General features: G+C 41.1%; 16 protein-coding genes and 1 tRNA gene. 4 read left to right on the top strand and 13 right to left on the bottom strand.

Going from position 1 to position 14,883, the window contains the following annotated elements; genetic code table 11:
* Nucleotides 1-4 precede the first annotated feature (4 nt).
* The 9 genes from ABF487_RS03820 to ABF487_RS03780 all read right to left on the bottom strand — a co-directional run bounded on the left by ABF487_RS03820 (nucleotide 5) and on the right by ABF487_RS03780 (nucleotide 8,663).
* On the bottom strand, nucleotides 5-1,717 hold the full coding sequence (locus tag ABF487_RS03820; protein WP_263778835.1) for a proline--tRNA ligase: 1,713 nt from the start codon (nucleotides 1,715-1,717) through the stop codon (nucleotides 5-7).
* 4 nt (nucleotides 1,718-1,721) lie between these two features.
* Nucleotides 1,722-2,993: a M50 family metallopeptidase gene (locus ABF487_RS03815; protein WP_415633061.1), complete on the bottom strand. Its 1,272-nt coding sequence runs from the start codon at nucleotides 2,991-2,993 to the stop codon at nucleotides 1,722-1,724.
* The gene (locus ABF487_RS03810) at nucleotides 2,990-3,790 is read right to left on the bottom strand and encodes a phosphatidate cytidylyltransferase (RefSeq protein WP_415625279.1); all 801 of its coding nucleotides are present in this window, start codon (nucleotides 3,788-3,790) and stop codon (nucleotides 2,990-2,992) included. Before ABF487_RS03810 ends, ABF487_RS03815 begins: the two co-directional genes overlap by 4 nt.
* Entirely contained in the window at nucleotides 3,787-4,542 is a 756-nt protein-coding gene (locus ABF487_RS03805) for an isoprenyl transferase (protein ID WP_415625278.1), read from the bottom strand. Before ABF487_RS03805 ends, ABF487_RS03810 begins: the two co-directional genes overlap by 4 nt.
* Nucleotides 4,542-5,084: a ribosome recycling factor gene (frr, locus tag ABF487_RS03800; RefSeq protein WP_415625277.1), complete on the bottom strand. Its 543-nt coding sequence runs from the start codon at nucleotides 5,082-5,084 to the stop codon at nucleotides 4,542-4,544. Before frr ends, ABF487_RS03805 begins: the two co-directional genes overlap by 1 nt.
* A complete protein-coding gene (pyrH, locus tag ABF487_RS03795) occupies nucleotides 5,084-5,815 on the bottom strand; it encodes a UMP kinase (protein WP_263778831.1) in 732 nt (243 codons plus the stop codon). The genes frr and pyrH overlap by 1 nt, the downstream gene beginning before the upstream one ends.
* A 4-nt stretch (nucleotides 5,816-5,819) precedes the next feature.
* Nucleotides 5,820-6,698, bottom strand: coding sequence for a translation elongation factor Ts (tsf, locus tag ABF487_RS03790; RefSeq protein WP_415634522.1), 879 nt, complete (start codon nucleotides 6,696-6,698; stop codon nucleotides 5,820-5,822).
* 43 nt (nucleotides 6,699-6,741) lie between these two features.
* Nucleotides 6,742-7,536 carry a 30S ribosomal protein S2 gene (rpsB, locus tag ABF487_RS03785; protein ID WP_263778829.1) on the bottom strand — a complete coding sequence of 265 codons (795 nt, stop codon included), beginning with the start codon at nucleotides 7,534-7,536 and terminating at the stop codon, nucleotides 6,742-6,744.
* Between the two features lie 134 nt (nucleotides 7,537-7,670).
* Nucleotides 7,671-8,663 carry a methyltransferase gene (locus ABF487_RS03780; RefSeq protein WP_415634521.1) on the bottom strand — a complete coding sequence of 331 codons (993 nt, stop codon included), beginning with the start codon at nucleotides 8,661-8,663 and terminating at the stop codon, nucleotides 7,671-7,673.
* A gap of 20 nt (nucleotides 8,664-8,683) precedes the next feature.
* Here ABF487_RS03780 and ABF487_RS03775 point away from each other — a divergent pair, with 20 nt between their 5' ends.
* Nucleotides 8,684-9,307 (top strand): lysophospholipid acyltransferase family protein, encoded by a 624-nt coding sequence (locus ABF487_RS03775; protein WP_263778827.1) that lies wholly within the window; start codon nucleotides 8,684-8,686, stop codon nucleotides 9,305-9,307.
* A gap of 30 nt (nucleotides 9,308-9,337) precedes the next feature.
* Here ABF487_RS03775 and ABF487_RS03770 read toward each other — a convergent pair whose 3' ends face one another.
* Both ABF487_RS03770 and ABF487_RS03765 read right to left on the bottom strand, forming a co-directional pair.
* Nucleotides 9,338-9,544, bottom strand: coding sequence for a YneF family protein (locus ABF487_RS03770; RefSeq protein ID WP_263778826.1), 207 nt, complete (start codon nucleotides 9,542-9,544; stop codon nucleotides 9,338-9,340).
* A 3-nt stretch (nucleotides 9,545-9,547) separates the two neighbouring features.
* Complete coding sequence (locus ABF487_RS03765; RefSeq protein WP_007746548.1) at nucleotides 9,548-9,853, bottom strand: DUF896 domain-containing protein; 306 nt, start codon at nucleotides 9,851-9,853, stop codon at nucleotides 9,548-9,550.
* A 128-nt stretch (nucleotides 9,854-9,981) separates the two neighbouring features.
* Here ABF487_RS03765 and lexA point away from each other — a divergent pair, with 128 nt between their 5' ends.
* The 3 genes from lexA to ABF487_RS03750 all read left to right on the top strand — a co-directional run bounded on the left by lexA (nucleotide 9,982) and on the right by ABF487_RS03750 (nucleotide 11,666).
* Nucleotides 9,982-10,620, top strand: coding sequence for a transcriptional repressor LexA (gene lexA, locus ABF487_RS03760; RefSeq protein ID WP_263778825.1), 639 nt, complete (start codon nucleotides 9,982-9,984; stop codon nucleotides 10,618-10,620).
* 50 nt (nucleotides 10,621-10,670) lie between these two features.
* Nucleotides 10,671-10,759, top strand: a tRNA-Ser gene (locus ABF487_RS03755).
* Between the two features lie 82 nt (nucleotides 10,760-10,841).
* Nucleotides 10,842-11,666, top strand: a complete 825-nt coding sequence (locus ABF487_RS03750; RefSeq protein WP_263778824.1) for a CPBP family intramembrane glutamic endopeptidase — start codon at nucleotides 10,842-10,844, stop codon at nucleotides 11,664-11,666.
* On the opposite strand, the gene holA is transcribed toward ABF487_RS03750, so the two are convergent.
* Nucleotides 11,663-12,664: a DNA polymerase III subunit delta gene (gene holA / locus ABF487_RS03745; protein WP_415634520.1), complete on the bottom strand. Its 1,002-nt coding sequence runs from the start codon at nucleotides 12,662-12,664 to the stop codon at nucleotides 11,663-11,665. The genes ABF487_RS03750 and holA overlap by 4 nt on opposite strands.
* A complete protein-coding gene (locus ABF487_RS03740) occupies nucleotides 12,651-14,813 on the bottom strand; it encodes a DNA internalization-related competence protein ComEC/Rec2 (RefSeq protein ID WP_415634519.1) in 2,163 nt (720 codons plus the stop codon). The genes holA and ABF487_RS03740 overlap by 14 nt, the downstream gene beginning before the upstream one ends.
* Nucleotides 14,814-14,883 lie beyond the last annotated feature (70 nt).

Genomic DNA, 14,883 nt, shown 5'->3' with positions numbered 1-14,883 from the left:
GCTGTTATTTTAGTTCACTAAATTTATTTTTTAGATACAAAACAAGATCATTTGCAGAAATTTTTTCGGAGGTTTCCTCGCTTCTTGCCTTAACTTCAACAAATTTATCAGGCGCATCGCGGCCTACTACAACTCTGATTGGGATGCCGATTAAATCTGAATCAGCAAATTTAACACCTGGCCGTTCTTTGCGATCGTCCACCAATACCTCAAATCCGGCTGCTTGTATCTTTGTTTCAATTTCTGCACTTAGCGCTTGTTGATTCGCATCTTTCGTATTCATAATAATGACATGTACATCAAAAGGTGCTACGGATTTTGGCCAAATAAAGCCTTTGTCGTCATTTGATTGTTCAGAAATTGCTGACAAGAGACGTGAAACACCAATACCATATGAACCCATGATCATATCAGTTAACTTTCCTTGGTCGTTTTGAATTTGGCCACCCATTTTGCTTGTATAAAATGTACCAAGTTTGAAAATATGTCCGATTTCAATTCCCTTTGTGAAAATTAACTTGCCCTTCCCATCAGGCGCAAGTTCACCTTCCTTAGCAGTCCGAAAACTGCCGATCTCAAAATTCGTTAAATCTCGGTCGAGATTGAAATTAGCATAGTGCTTGCCGTCTTGGTTCGCTCCAACAAACCAATTTGCCTCATTGCCGATTGTTTGATCAACCAGAATACGTAATTTTGTGGAAGTTACGCCTATTGGGCCAAGCGAACCAAAATGAGCTCCAAACGTCTTCAATACATCTTCTTCACTTGCCTCAACCAAAGAATCTGCATTCAAGAAATTCTTAACCTTAATCTCATTAGCCTCGTCATCTCCCGGCAGCAAAACTGCCGCCAATTGATCATCAGCCTTGAAAACGATCATCTTAGCAATTTTATGCTCAGAGACCTGCAGCAGTTTAGCATCATCGCTAACCGTCCGAGTATTCGGGGTATCGACCAAGTGAAGTTCTCCAGCTGCTTCAGACGGTTTTTTGCTTTCAAAAAAAGTTTCCGCCATTTCAATATTTGCCGCATAGTTGCCTTGATCGGAATAAGCAATAACATCTTCACCAGTGTCAGCAATTGCCTGAAATTCAGCCGACGCTTTACCGCCCATATCACCAGCATCAGCAATGATCTCACGATAGTTTAACCCTACGCGTTTGAAAATCGTCTTGTAAGCCGCTTCCATTGCATCGTAAGCCTGATCCAAACCCGCTTGATCAGCCGAAAAAGAATAGGCATCTTTCATAATGAATTCACGGCCTCTTAGCAAACCGTTTTTTGGACGCAGCTCATCTCGGAACTTTTGTTGAATCTGATACACAATCAAAGGCAATTTCTTGTAAGATTTGATCTCATCAGCAAAAATCCGTGTAAACGTCTCTTCGTGTGTTGGTGCCATGATAAAGTCACGAGCCTGCCGATCCTTGAGTTGATACATTTGAGGACCATATGTATAAAATCGACCCGAGCTCTTCCACAACTCAGCCGGAATCATTTCCGGCATCAGCATTTCATTGGCATCGATTTTGTCCATTTCCTGCCGGATAATGGTTTCAATTTTGTTAATCACGCGGTCTGCTAATGGCAGATAAGCAAATATGCCACCTGCTAACTGTCGAATAAATCCGGCACGAAGCATCAAGATATGGCTTTGCACTTGTGCGTCACTGGGAACTTCTTTCTCAGTGGGTATAAACATTTTGGATTGTTTCATTTCTTTACCTCAATAAATCATTAATCGTAACTGCGATCATTAATAAAATTATAAATACAACACCCGAGATCATGACAACTTGATTAGTCTTCTCAGACAGAGGTTTTCTGCGAATAGCTTGAATTAAATTCAGCAGAAGTTTCCCGCCATCTAAGACTGGAATTGGGATCAAATTAAAAATGCCAATGTTCAAACTTAGAAACGCCGTGAGACTTACAACGCTTAGGAATCCAGCGGCAGCCGCACTACTGGTCGTTTGTGCAATTGCCACAGGACCTCCTAACTGGTCTAAGCTAGGATGTGTGATCAAGTGCAAAAATGCAGATCCAATCGTTGTTGCTCCTTGGTAAAAACTTGAAAAAGCATAATTAACTCGCTGCGTTAAGCTTGATCCTGTATCCTGCTCCACACCCAGCAGATATCTTGTCTGTCCCGATTCAACCGCCCGGCGAGGCTGGATAGACACAGTCAGCTGTTGATTGCCCCTTCTAAAAGTCACCTTAATAGGTCGATCTCCCACTGACGTTACTGCTTGTGTCAATTGATTCCAACTATGTACTGATCGAGTATTGATTCGCGTAATCACATCACCCTTTTTGAGGCCCTGTTTTGCAGCAGGATAACCAGCCATTGGATTAATTTGTCCATTGGATAATGGCACACGAGGCAATGCAGCTGATAAACCAATAAATAAAACAAAAGCAAGCAAAAAATTCATCAAAGGTCCAGCAAAATTAACAATTGCTTGTTTCCAGATTGCGATATTTGGCAATTGTCGATTTCTGGGAGCTAATTCGAATATACGATCTTCAGAAATTTTGATTTGTGTTTCTTCGGCCAAATGGTAGCTCGCATCTAAATTTTGGCTCTCATTGATAGTTCCGGAAATAACAAAAGCCTGGTTAATATCCAGTTCCTTAATTCTCATCAGCTGCGTACTAGAATCAGCTGGCGAATCCGAAATATCGATTTGATTAACTATTTGTTGTGTATCATCAGAAAATCTAAGTTTCACTAATTTTCCTGGTCGTAAATCCTCAAGATACTCATTTTGCTGATCAGCACCTGCCATTAAAACATACCCGCCAACAGGCAAAATCCGCAAGACATAGTTGGTGCCATGCCAATTTTTTCCAAAAATTTTGGGACCCATGCCTATTGAAAACTCGTAAACTACAACACCAAATTTTTTTGCAGCAAAGAAATGACCAAATTCATGAACAGTGACAATCAGTCCAAAAACTAAGATAAAAGCAACAATCGAAGTTAAATTCATGCTGTTAGTCCAATCAAAACGATAATCGGCATGACGATCAGCATGGAATCAAAACGATCGAGAATACCGCCGTGACCCGGCAAGAGAGTACCGGAATCTTTGACACCAAAATACCGTTTTAAGGCTGATTCAATCAAATCTCCAAATTGGCCTGCAATCGAAAGAATGAGAGTAGCCAGTACAATTTCAAACAGTGAAAAATGAGTTGCAAAATGGGTACTTTCTGCAAAAATAATTGCCACAATCGTTGCTACAGCAGTTCCCCCAATAGAACCTTCCCAAGTCTTGTTAGGACTAATTTTAGGTATCAGTTTGTGTCTGCCTAATTTCCTGCCAATTATGTACGCGAAACTATCCGTCAGCCAAACGATAATCAGTCCAAAAACGAATGCCATCCAATTTTCAGCCCTTGCCTGTAAAAAGAAATGAAAACCAAAACCTATATATAAAACACCCAGTGACAAAGCACCAGCGTCATCAAAACTTAACTTGTTGTTTGACAAGACCGTTGTCAACAGTAATAAGAAAATAAACAAATATATTAAAGTTCTTGGATTTAAGAAAGTCGGAGCGGGTAGCAAGCGCCAGAAACTATTCGGTAAAATAGTGACCACAACAGCTACAAATGAGACCAGGGCCTCAAAGCTGACAAGCAGCCGTTTTTTCATGAATAGCAGTTCGCCTACTGCAATTACGCCTAATAAGGAAATCAGGATAGTTAGAGGAATACCCCCGTAAACAACGAAAGGAACGAAAATGGCCAGAGCAACAATTGCTGTAATAATTCGAGTTCTCATGATTCTTTTATCTTACCAAAGCGCCGATCACGTTTTCCAAAACTGGCCAATGCTAATTTAAAATCCTCCCCAGAAAAATCTGGCCACAATTTTTCTGAAAAAACAAATTCAGAGTAGGCCGCCTGCCAAAGCAGAAAGTTGCTAATTCTTTTCTCTCCGGATGTTCGGATAATTAAATCAGGATTAGCCAAATCTCCCAATTGGCTCGTTAAGAGATTTTCTTGGAACAGTTGATCGTTAATCTGGTCCGGTTGAATAAGCCCTTTTTGGACTTGGCGTGCAATTGATTGTGCGGCATCCACAATTTCTCTTCTGCCACCGTAATTAAAAGCGAAATTTAAAATCATGCCAGTGTTTTGTGAGGTGTCTACAATGGCTTTTTCGACAGCTAACCGTGTTTTGTCAGGTAGGCCATCAACTTCACCGATCACTTCAACCTTGATATTATTTTCAATTAGCTCGGGTACAAATAGATTAAAAAAATCTATTGGCAAGCGCATTAAATAGTTCACCTCTGTAGCCGGCCTGCCCCAATTTTCCGTCGAAAATGCAAAAAGAGTCAATACTTTGACTCCCAGTTGATTAGCAACAAGCGCAATCTTCTTCACATTTTCCATACCGGCTTTATGTCCGAAAACTCTCGCCTGATGTTGACGTTTAGCCCAGCGCCCATTACCGTCCATAATAATTGCAACGTGCTTGGGAATCAGCTGATCGTTTTCCTTAGAACTCGCTGCATTAAAAAAAACCATCAAATCTCCATTAATTCTTTTTCTTTGTTATCCGCAATTTGATCAATATCTTTTATTTCAGAATCGGCTACTTTTTGGACATCCTCTTCAGCTTTATGGCGCTGATCTTCGGACAAATCCTTGTCTTTTTTTAAATCATTCATAAAGTCTCGACGAATATTTCGACTGGCAACTTTTGCTTTTTCAGCCTCTGCTTTGACTTGTTTGACCAAATCTTTACGGCCATCTTCAGTCAGAATAGGGATCGTCAAACGGATCACATTGCCATCGTTTTGGGGTGTTAGACCGAGATCGCTGGCAAAAATAGCCTGTTCAATGGATTTTAATGAGCTTTTGTCATAAGGGGTAATCAGTAATATCCGCGCTTCCGGAACTTGTATGCTAGCGAGTTGATTTAATGGCGTCGGGGCACCATAATATTCAACTTGGATTTTATTAAGCATATTTGGATTTGCTCTACCGGCACGAATGTTGACCAACTCATTTTGAAAAGCTTTACTGGCCTTTGCCATTCTATTTTTTAAATCTGCTAGATCAATCATTATCTGGATCCTTTAATTACTGTTCCGATATTTTGTCCTTCAATGGCCTTCTTAATATTGCCAGGCTCGTTTAAATTAAATACAACCAAAGGCATATCGGTATCCTTGGCCATAGCACCAGCGGTCGAATCCATAACCTTGAGGCCTCTTTGCAAAACTTCATCATAGGTTAACTCGCTGAACTTCACTGCATCGGCAAACTTGCGCGGATCAGCATTATAAACGCCATCAACCCCATTTTTGCCCATTAAGATCGCATCAGCATTAATTTCGGCGGCTCGAAGCGCTGCTGTTGTATCTGTTGAAAAATACGGCGATCCGGTCCCAGCACCAAAAATGACAATTCGGCCTTTTTCTAAGTGACGAATTGCACGTCCGCGAATGTAAGGCTCAGCAATTTGTCTCATTTCGATTGCTGTCAAAACACGCGTATCCACACCTGCCTGTTCCAAACTATCAGCTAAAGATAAGGCATTCATGACTGTACCCAGCATACCAATATAATCGGCTCTTGCCCGATCCATACCGGCTTCAGCAGCTGGTTCCCCACGCCACAAATTGCCACCACCATTGACAATCGCAATTTGGATTTCCGGATATGTCCTCTTAATATCAGCTAATTCGTTTGCAACACGTCGAACTGTTGGCAAATCAATCCCGATTCCTGATTGACCGGCTAGAGCTTCCCCTGAAAGTTTGAGCAATACACGATGAAATTCTACTTCAGCCATAGAATTACCCGTTTATCTGTTTAGCAATTTCTTCAGCTAAACTCGTTTCTTGTTTCTCAATGCCTTCTCCAACTTGGTAACGGACAAAAGATTCAACTTGAGCACCTTGCTGCTTTAAATACTCTGCAACTGTTTCGCCATCACCTTTGACGAAGGGCTGGTTCAGCAATGCAAGCTCATCCAAAAACTTGCCCAAACGGCCTTCAACAATCTTTTCTTTGATGCTGTCAGGTTTGCTGCCCAAATCATCGGCCTTCATTTGGATTGCCTTTTCGTGTTCAACAACCTCGCTTGGCACATCTTCTCTGCTAAGATACTTCGGTGCAATAGCTGCGATATGCATCGCAATATCTTTTGCAACTGCAGCGTTACCGCCCTTTAACAAAGCAATGACTGAAATCTGACCGCCAAGATGTGAATAATTACCAAAAACTTCGTCATCTTTTTTCTCGATCAAGCTAAAGCGACGAAGCGTAATCTTTTCGCCAGTGTGTGCAGAAGTCTGTACGATTTCGTCATTAAGCGTCCCACCGTTAAGCGGCAGGGCCAAAGCCGTTTTTAGATCTGCCGGCTTATTTTTGAGAATCGTTGCTGCTACCGTGTGCAGAAGTGCCAAAAATTGATCATTGCTGGCAACGAAATCAGTTTCCGAATTCAATTCAACAATCGCTGAACGATTGTCTTCTTCGGCAACATAGGTCATGCCTTCAGCAGCCACACGATCCGCTTTTTTTGCTGCCTTAGCCACGCCCCGCTCTTTCAATAGATCGATAGCTTTTGTCATATCGCCATCAGCCTGAACGAGTGCTTTTTTTGCATCCATGATGCCTGCGCTGGTTTTTTCGCGCAGTTCTTTAACTTGTGCTGCAGTAATTTGTGCCATTTTCTTTACCTCATAAAAAATCGCCTAAAAAGGCGACTTATTTTTAGTTGTTTGATGAAACTTCTTTGTCTTCTGTATCAACAGGCTGACTTGAAGCCGCCTGCTCGTCAGCAGCATCAGCAAAGCCTTCTTCAACGGAAGCCTCGCCAGCATCTTGTCCCTGGCGACCTTCAATAATGGCGTCTGCCATCTTTGAAGTGATTAATTTAACCGCACGAATCGCATCATCGTTGGCAGGGATCTTAACGTCAACTAAATCTGGGTTTCCATTAGTATCAATCATTGCTACGACTGGAATATTTAACGTGCGTGCTTCTTTAACAGCGATTTCTTCTGTTTTTGGGTCAACCACAAACATAACATCAGGAATGTCTTCCATGTCTGCAATACCACCAAGGAACTTTTCCAACTTTGCTTTTTGTTTACCCAACTGAGAAGCCTCTTTCTTAGGAAGCTTGTCAAATGAACCATCTTCTTCAGCAGCTCTCAGTTCCTTTAACCGGTTAATACGTGTTTTGATCGTATTCCAGTTAGTCAGAGTACCACCGAGCCAACGATGATTAACGTAGGCAACGCCGGCGCGCTTTGCTTCTTCTTCGATTGCTTCGGTAGCTTGTTTTTTAGTCCCGACAAACAAGAAGTTTGCGCCATCGGCTGCCTCGCCTTTGACCCAGTTATAGGCATCATCTGCCATACGTAAAGTTTTTTGTAAATCGATGATATGAATACCATTACGAGAGGTAAAGATATATTCATCCATCCTTGGATCCCAGCGCCTAGTCTGATGACCGAAGTGCGCGCCGGCCTCTAAAAGTTCTTTCATTGAAATTGCAGCCATTTTGGCCTCCTAATGTTTTTGTCCTTGCAGAAACTTCTACTGCTTTGCCGACTCCTAAGAGCAACAGGCAAAGCATCTATTCCCGCTGTGTATTGGCGAATGCCGTTTAATAGTTTACCTGAATAGCGGGGTAATTACAAGCCTATATACCGTTCCTTCTCCGCCCGGGTAAAGCGTTTAAAGCGGCTTTCAAAGCTCAGGGCTTCGTGTTTGCTTGAAAACCTCTCGCGATAGACCAAAGTCAAAGGGTGGTGTTTATCAACTTTGGTAAATTTTGCGCCTTTCTTTGCCTGGTGAGCAGCGAAACGGCGGTCAACATCATCGCTCGTTCCTGCGTAAAGATAATTATCTGCAGTCTGAATCACGTAAAAATAGTAGTCTCTTTTTTGAAGCAGCTCCTTAATTTCAGGCACGTAATTATCCCGTTGAGTATAAATAACAAGCGGTTTCTCAATTTGAATTTTCGCATTGCTGGCCTGTTTGATAGCTTTAACAAGAATCATTTTGGCTGGACTGTCGGCCTTGCCATAGACAAAACGCATTTTGCTAATGCCGAATCCGTTTTCAATTGCCACACTAAAAATATCAGCCATTTTTTCAGCACGGTATATAAAATATAGTTTGCCCTTTGATTTCAAATATTTTTTTGACTGTGTAAAAAGCGTTTGTAAATTAAAGTTGTAACCGTGTCTTGCAAGGGATCGGGACGGATCGGGACTTTTAGAGGCATAGTTTCTCTCGTCAAAATACGGTGGATTGGACATAATCAAATCCAGCGAATTCAGTTGAAAAATGTCAGCAAGCTGGTTGACATCCGCTCGGAAACTTTGAACCCGATCTTCAAGATTATTCAATTGGACTGATCTTTTTTCTAACTCGCATAATTCTGAATCAATTTCAATCAAAGAAATTTTGCCGCTGCTTTTGCGTGCATAAGCCAACCCGATGATGCCGCTGCCGGATCCAAAGTCAGCAGCTTTCTGCTTTTGAGAATGGCTTCCATCAATAAAATCAGCCAGAATCAAAGCATCAATCCCGAACTTAGGCAGAGAATTGTTCTGAATAATTTTGAGTGAATCTGTGACGTTTTCAATTTTTTCCTGTGATTGTAAGATGTTTTTTGCCATTTCTCTATATAATAATAGTCATGTACGTGTTCCTTTTTCGAATCATTCAAGCTATTCGCTGGATAATAAATGGCAAACTGAACATTCAAGGCCGCGCCAATATCCCTGAAAATGAACAATTCATTCTTGTCGCACCACATCGCACATGGTGGGATCCCTTGTGGTTTGCGATCGCTCTTTTGCCCAAGAAATTTATTTTCATGGGGAAGAAGGAGCTTTTTAAAAACAAACTTTTCGCTTGGGCTCTTAAAAAAGTTGGCGTATTCTCCGTTGACCGACAAAATCCAGGCCCATCAGCGATTAAAATTCCCGTCAAAGAATTGAAAAGCGGCAGTCGCAATTTCATGATTTTCCCTTCGGGTTCCAGACACTCATCTCAGCTAGAAGGTGGAGCGGTACTAATCGCAAAGATGTCCGGTAAAAGTCTTCTGCCAGTTGTCTACCAAGGACCGTTAAGCTTTAAAGGCCTCTTTCGGCGGGGATCAACGACGATTGCCTTCGGACCAGTTATCAAGGTCGGCCGAAAAGATTCAATTGAAGAAACAATTCCGAAAATGCAGGCTGCGTTTGCCCAACTTGATCAGCAAATTGATAAAGATTGGCATTATGTTGACCAGCATCCGGAAAAAAAGAATCAAGAATAAAAAAACAAACCTCAAACTGGGTTTGTTTTTTTAATAATTTTTTTTCATTTGCGCCATCATCTGGTTGATCTGCTTTTGGCTCAAATTTCTGCCCATCGAAGCACCCAACTGACGAAGCATCTGCTCATTGATTGGTGGATTCTTTTTAAGATAACTTTTCAGTGTAAAACGAGAAACAATCATTCCCGCTGCAAAACCAATAACCAGTCCAATCAGTACAAACCATATCCAGTCCATTTTCTATCTCAATCCTTTCTTTTTTTGAATATCAATTACCTTTTTAGGAGTAACTTCTTTACCATTCTTATCGAAAATCTGCATCATTTCAACCTGAGATCGAAAAGCTTTACGAAAATTTGCCAAAAAAGCTGCTCGAAGTGTTTTCTGCTCTTCTTTCTCTGACTCAGTCAATCCTTGAGCCGTCTTTTGCTTTGCAGCCAATTCGTTAATTCTCGCTCTCAAAGCCTCATTTGCAGCCTGCTCATCTTCGTCAACGATGAATTTCGGTTCATTATGTTCCTCTTCGGATCTTGAATTATCTGTCATCAGAAATCTCCATACTTGCATTATACAAAAAATAATGATTTTCTTAAATTTAACGAACATGTGTTTGTTTTACTTGAAATGTTTGGTTATAATTGCATATAGCAATATCTTAGCAGGAAGGGATTCAAATGACTGAAACAAAACAACTCGGTGTGCTCCGCTATATATACGAAAAACAGAACGAAAAAGGGTATCCCCCTACTGTGCGTGAAATCGGCGAAGCGGTTGGGCTTTCATCTACTTCAACTGTTCACGGTCATATCGAACGTCTGGAAAAGCATGGGTTGTTACACAAAGATCCAACCAAACCGCGTGCTATCGAAATTACCGAAAAGGGCCTTAGGGCTCTCGGTGTCCCCGTAACACCCGGTAAAGTACCGGTTATCGGAATTGTGACCGCTGGTATGCCTATCCTGGCCGTCGAACAAAATGCCACCGAGTTTCTCCCCCTTCCGGATGATCTTGAACGTTTTGAAGGTGATCTTTTTGTTTTGCGAGTTTCAGGAACGTCGATGATCAATATCGGTATCTTAGATGGCGATATGGTTTTCGTCCGCAAACAAGATTATGCAGACAATGGTGATATTGTTGTGGCCATGACCAGTGACTTTGGTAATGGCGAAGGCGAAGCCACAGTCAAGCGTTTCTTTAAAGAAGCTGGGCACTATCGCTTACAGCCTGAAAATGACACGATGGCGCCGATTATTGTTCATAACGTTGCCATTTTGGGCAAAGTTGTTGGTCTGTATCGTAATTCAATTTATTAAACTTTATTGCTGAAAAAGCCGCTTATTTGTTAGAATGGTTTTTGTAGCTCGGAGATATGGCAGAGCGGTAATGCAGCGGACTCGAAATCCGCCGAACCGATGTAGAGTCGGCGCCGGGGTTCGAATCCCCGTGTCTCCTTCCAATTTCTCTCAAACAGACAAATCAGATATTATTTGAGCCAATATTTGTCTATTACTTAAAAAGGGAGCAATGCACTGAAGTGAAAAGTAAAAGAGACGTACTCTTAAAATCCTTTTTAATTTTTTTCTCGACGATTATTTCTTTGATCCTTGGTTCAATCCTGGGCTCAATTCTTATTTCTGTTTACCGCTTGTTATTTTATAACAGTACGCTTGCGGTAAATCGGGATCCTTTTTTGTTAAGCTGGTTGGCAATTCTAGGCGAGTCATTTGCCATTCTGTTCATTTTCTTGTTTAATCATTTCTTTTTTAAAATCAGAGTTTCTTTTTTTAATCACAGTTTCTTTCTTGGACTAAAAGTAGCTTCCCCTAGTATCTTATTCGTTTTGATAAACTTGCTCGTGTTTTCAAGCCAAAGTCACCATTTAAGCCCCTTCGAACTTTTTACTGCCCTAGCAGTTTCGCTCTCGGTCGGCATTTTTGAAGAGTATGCCGCGCGTGGACTAATGCTGGGAAACCTGTTATCTCAAGGAAGCCGTACATTTAGTTTCTTAGCAGCCAATTTATTGTCAGCGATGTTTTTTGCTGGCCTGCATTTGATTAATCTTTTTTCGGCCAGTATAGCCGTGACAGCAATTCAAATGATTTATGTGTTTGCACTCGGGCTCATTTTCGCCTCCGCCTACATATTCAGTAAGAATCTATCAGTCACGATCCTGATACACGCTCTTATCGATGGTTTAGCTTTTGCAGCCAATCCGCAAGCCATTTTCGGCTTGGGTAATCCCAAAGTAACCGCGACTCAGTTTGCTTTTCAAGCCATACTACTGATCATTTTTCTGTACTACACATTTCGCCTATTCAAGAAGGAGAATCTGAACGAGATATCTAAAAAATGGTTCTAAACATTGTTTGAAAGAAACATTTCAAATAACATCGTTGGATCTAATGTTGTCGACTTGAGTCGAAAATCAATTTTAGCTAAATCCAAGTAGGCATTCGACAATTGCGGCATCGTTTGGACACTGACAGCTTGATTAGCTAATTTTGCCCTATACGGATGTATTTTAAGTTTTTGAGCAAGTTGTGTGTCATTGATTGATAGAGCTTTAGCCTGAATCAAAAGGCGGTACTGGGACTGAAGCAGCGCATTGATTCGAATAGGTGCCTCTCCTCGATCAATAAGATTAACGTACAGTTGCAAGGCTTTATCCAAATGGCGCCGGTTAATCTCAGTGACGAGATCAAAAGCAGATTCATTCAATTCAGCAGTGACTAATTGATCAATCTCCTCTTGCCCAATTGCTTTCCCTGAAACACCAAAAAGTATTAGTTTGTCCAAATTAGTCATGACCAATCGCAGGTCAAAGGCTAAGCGGCGCAGATAGTAGTTAATAACATCGTCAGCCATTAAAACATGAGCTAGTGACAAATGCCGTTTGACAATTTTAAAAACCTCTCTCTCAGGCAATGGCTCAAAATTAACCTTTTCCCCGCTTTTGAGAAGAGCTTTGACAATTTTTTTTCGTTTATCAATATCGATACCGACTGTATTGACGATTAACGTATTTTCCGATTCAGGATTCTGAAGATAATTCAAAAAATTTTTTTCATCCTGTTTTTCCAAACTGCCTTTAGAAGACAAAAAAACAGGTTGATCCATGATAACGAAACGCCGTTCACCGCTAAAAGACATCGTCGAGACATCTTGCAAAACAACCGGCACAGACTGATCTCTCATATCACTTCTAACAAAATCCCAAGCTCGAAAATTTGTCTCAATTGACTGCTCGACTTTTTTAAGACTTTGCTGGGCTAAAAAAACCTCCTGGCCAGAAAACAAAAGAACAGCTGGAAGAATGCCTTGTTTTTTTAATTGTGTACTAAAATCATTCGGTGTCATCAAAATCTCTCGTAAAAGTCTCAAAAAAGCCCTTATGCTCAGTATAACGAAAACGGATTGCACCATTAGTCTGGGTGTTAAAAACATGAACATGAAGTCTATCCATCAAAGAAATGACCTCTGCTTTGGGGTGACCATAGCGATTATGCCGACCCGCTGAAATCAAGCCGTAGCTCACTTGCCATTTTTTCAGGACCTGCGCATCACTGGAGGTATTGGAACCGTGATGCCCCAATTTTAGCAGATCAACTTTTAGTCCCGGAAACTTTTCATCGATCTGAATCTCACCTTCTTTCGGTAAATCTCCAGCAGTGAAGAATCTTAGCGGACCCAAAGTCGTCCACAGTGCGATGGAATCCTCATTCTCAGCTTTACCTTGCCCAAAGGGATGCAATATTTTAAAAGGAAACCCTGACAGATTGGATAAATTGGTTACTTCAATAACTTCTGTTCCCTTTTTAATAAAAGGCTGAAGCTGAATTTTAAAGGGATCAGTACTCCGCATTCCAGCCGGAATCAGTAAACGCTTAACAGCCATTAATTTCAAAATGTCTTTTGCATTACCGATATGATCCATGTCCCCATGACTCAGCACCAAATAGTCCAGATGGCCGACGCCAATTGACTGCAGATAATTGACAATGATAGATTGCCCCTGGTTAACGCCACCCTTTGTAATCTGCCAGGGTTTTTTAGGCAAGCCAACTCGACCGCCCGTATCAATGAGAACAGTCTGCCGATTACGAGGCGTGCGAAGAAATGCAGAATCCCCTTGGCCGATATCAAAAGTCATTAATTCACCCTCTTTAGGCAAATGAATGATAAGGAAACTAGTGACTAGAATTGCGGAAAACAGCGCTGTCGCGATGCGCCGACGAATCTTTTTCTCGTCAAAAAGTACGAATATCAAGCAGATTAACGGAATAACTAAAAAGTCAGCTAGTTTGCCAAAATATATTTGACCTGGCAAAAGTGCCAGCCATTCGACACTCTCAGTAAAAAGCTGAATCACAAAATTCAAGCAGCCTAAAGCGGCCGGAAAAATAATTTGTACCAGCATAGCTAAAAAGATTAGTGGCAGAATGAAGATCCCAAAAAGAGGAATAGCAATAAAATTTGCCGGCATACTAAGAAGATGCCAAGAATATTTTGCAGCCAACACAATTGGCATACTAACTAAGCTCATAAATAGACTCGTTTTAAAAGATCCAAGCCGATAGGTGTACATCAATGCAAAACTGAGCAAGTAAGAAAGCTGACCGCCAATATTGAACAAAATCATCGGCGATACGAAAAGTCCGATCATCAATGTGCCAGACCAAATAAGCTCTTTGCTTACGCGTACTTTCATCAAAGTCGCCCCCAAAGATAATTCAGCTGAGGCAACGGGGCGAACCAAGGATTGAACTCCTCCAGCAAAAATAAAAAATATCGGTAGGGAAAAAGCAGTCATGATTGTATTGTGATCTTTAGTCATATGGAGTTTTCTCAAAAATTTTTTTAAAAGAACTGCAAAATAACTGACCTGAAAGCCGGAAATACTAAATAAATGAATCAGGCCCAGGTTCGTGACGCCTGGATAGCGATCATAAAAATCACTATCTAAATCACCTATCAAAAGTGCCTTAGCATAATCCGACAATGGGCTGGGGAGCTGGTTCAACTGATTAATGAGTAATTTTCGCAGATGATGTGTGGTCGAAATAATCCAGTCAAATGGATTGGCCGACCGAAAAACAGATATTTTTTCAAAACGAGTCCTACTGATCTGATTGCTGATCGACTGTGTATGAAAGTAACTGCGAACATCAAATTGCCGAAAATTAGTTGACCGCATGGGTTTAGAAATTCGTCCATTAACCAAACAATTCAAATTTTTTTGGTTGGCTTCCCAAAAATGTTTTTCATCCTCAGATCCAACAGTTACATAAAGCAGAATCTTTTGTTTATGCTGCTGATCAAAGGCTCTTGCCCTAAGCTGGTCGCCATCAATGGTTATGTCATCAGCGAAAATACGTAAACGTAAGCTTGCTTGATCACTATTAGGCAATGTTTTCGCTTCAAAAGCGGATTGAAAACAAGAAAATCGCAGCAAAAATAATAGAGAAACTAATAAAGCTGCAATCACTGTTTGCACAGATTTTCCCATCAGAATTCTAACAATAACAGCTAATAACAATCCAACAGTTAAAAGACAACAATTGAAAAAAACACCACTT

This window comes from Oenococcus sp., assembly GCF_047725585.1.
Taxonomy (GTDB): domain Bacteria; phylum Bacillota; class Bacilli; order Lactobacillales; family Lactobacillaceae; genus Oenococcus; species Oenococcus kitaharae_A.
Note: the sequence above shows the minus strand (reverse complement) of the source record. Positions and strands in the feature narration are given on the sequence as shown.

Coding starts and splice junctions, on each gene's coding strand:
- ABF487_RS03820 (WP_263778835.1), bottom strand. CDS start 1,717: ATGAAACAATCCAAAATGTTTATACCCACTGAGAAAGAAGTTCCCAGT.
- ABF487_RS03815 (WP_415633061.1), bottom strand. CDS start 2,993: ATGAATTTAACTTCGATTGTTGCTTTTATCTTAGTTTTTGGACTGATT.
- ABF487_RS03810 (WP_415625279.1), bottom strand. CDS start 3,790: ATGAGAACTCGAATTATTACAGCAATTGTTGCTCTGGCCATTTTCGTT.
- ABF487_RS03805 (WP_415625278.1), bottom strand. CDS start 4,542: ATGGTTTTTTTTAATGCAGCGAGTTCTAAGGAAAACGATCAGCTGATT.
- frr (WP_415625277.1), bottom strand. CDS start 5,084: ATGATTGATCTAGCAGATTTAAAAAATAGAATGGCAAAGGCCAGTAAA.
- pyrH (WP_263778831.1), bottom strand. CDS start 5,815: ATGGCTGAAGTAGAATTTCATCGTGTATTGCTCAAACTTTCAGGGGAA.
- tsf (WP_415634522.1), bottom strand. CDS start 6,698: ATGGCACAAATTACTGCAGCACAAGTTAAAGAACTGCGCGAAAAAACC.
- rpsB (WP_263778829.1), bottom strand. CDS start 7,536: ATGGCTGCAATTTCAATGAAAGAACTTTTAGAGGCCGGCGCGCACTTC.
- ABF487_RS03780 (WP_415634521.1), bottom strand. CDS start 8,663: ATGGCAAAAAACATCTTACAATCACAGGAAAAAATTGAAAACGTCACA.
- ABF487_RS03775 (WP_263778827.1), top strand. CDS start 8,684: ATGTACGTGTTCCTTTTTCGAATCATTCAAGCTATTCGCTGGATAATA.
- ABF487_RS03770 (WP_263778826.1), bottom strand. CDS start 9,544: ATGGACTGGATATGGTTTGTACTGATTGGACTGGTTATTGGTTTTGCA.
- ABF487_RS03765 (WP_007746548.1), bottom strand. CDS start 9,853: ATGACAGATAATTCAAGATCCGAAGAGGAACATAATGAACCGAAATTC.
- lexA (WP_263778825.1), top strand. CDS start 9,982: ATGACTGAAACAAAACAACTCGGTGTGCTCCGCTATATATACGAAAAA.
- holA (WP_415634520.1), bottom strand. CDS start 12,664: ATGACACCGAATGATTTTAGTACACAATTAAAAAAACAAGGCATTCTT.
- ABF487_RS03740 (WP_415634519.1), bottom strand. CDS start 14,813: ATGGGAAAATCTGTGCAAACAGTGATTGCAGCTTTATTAGTTTCTCTA.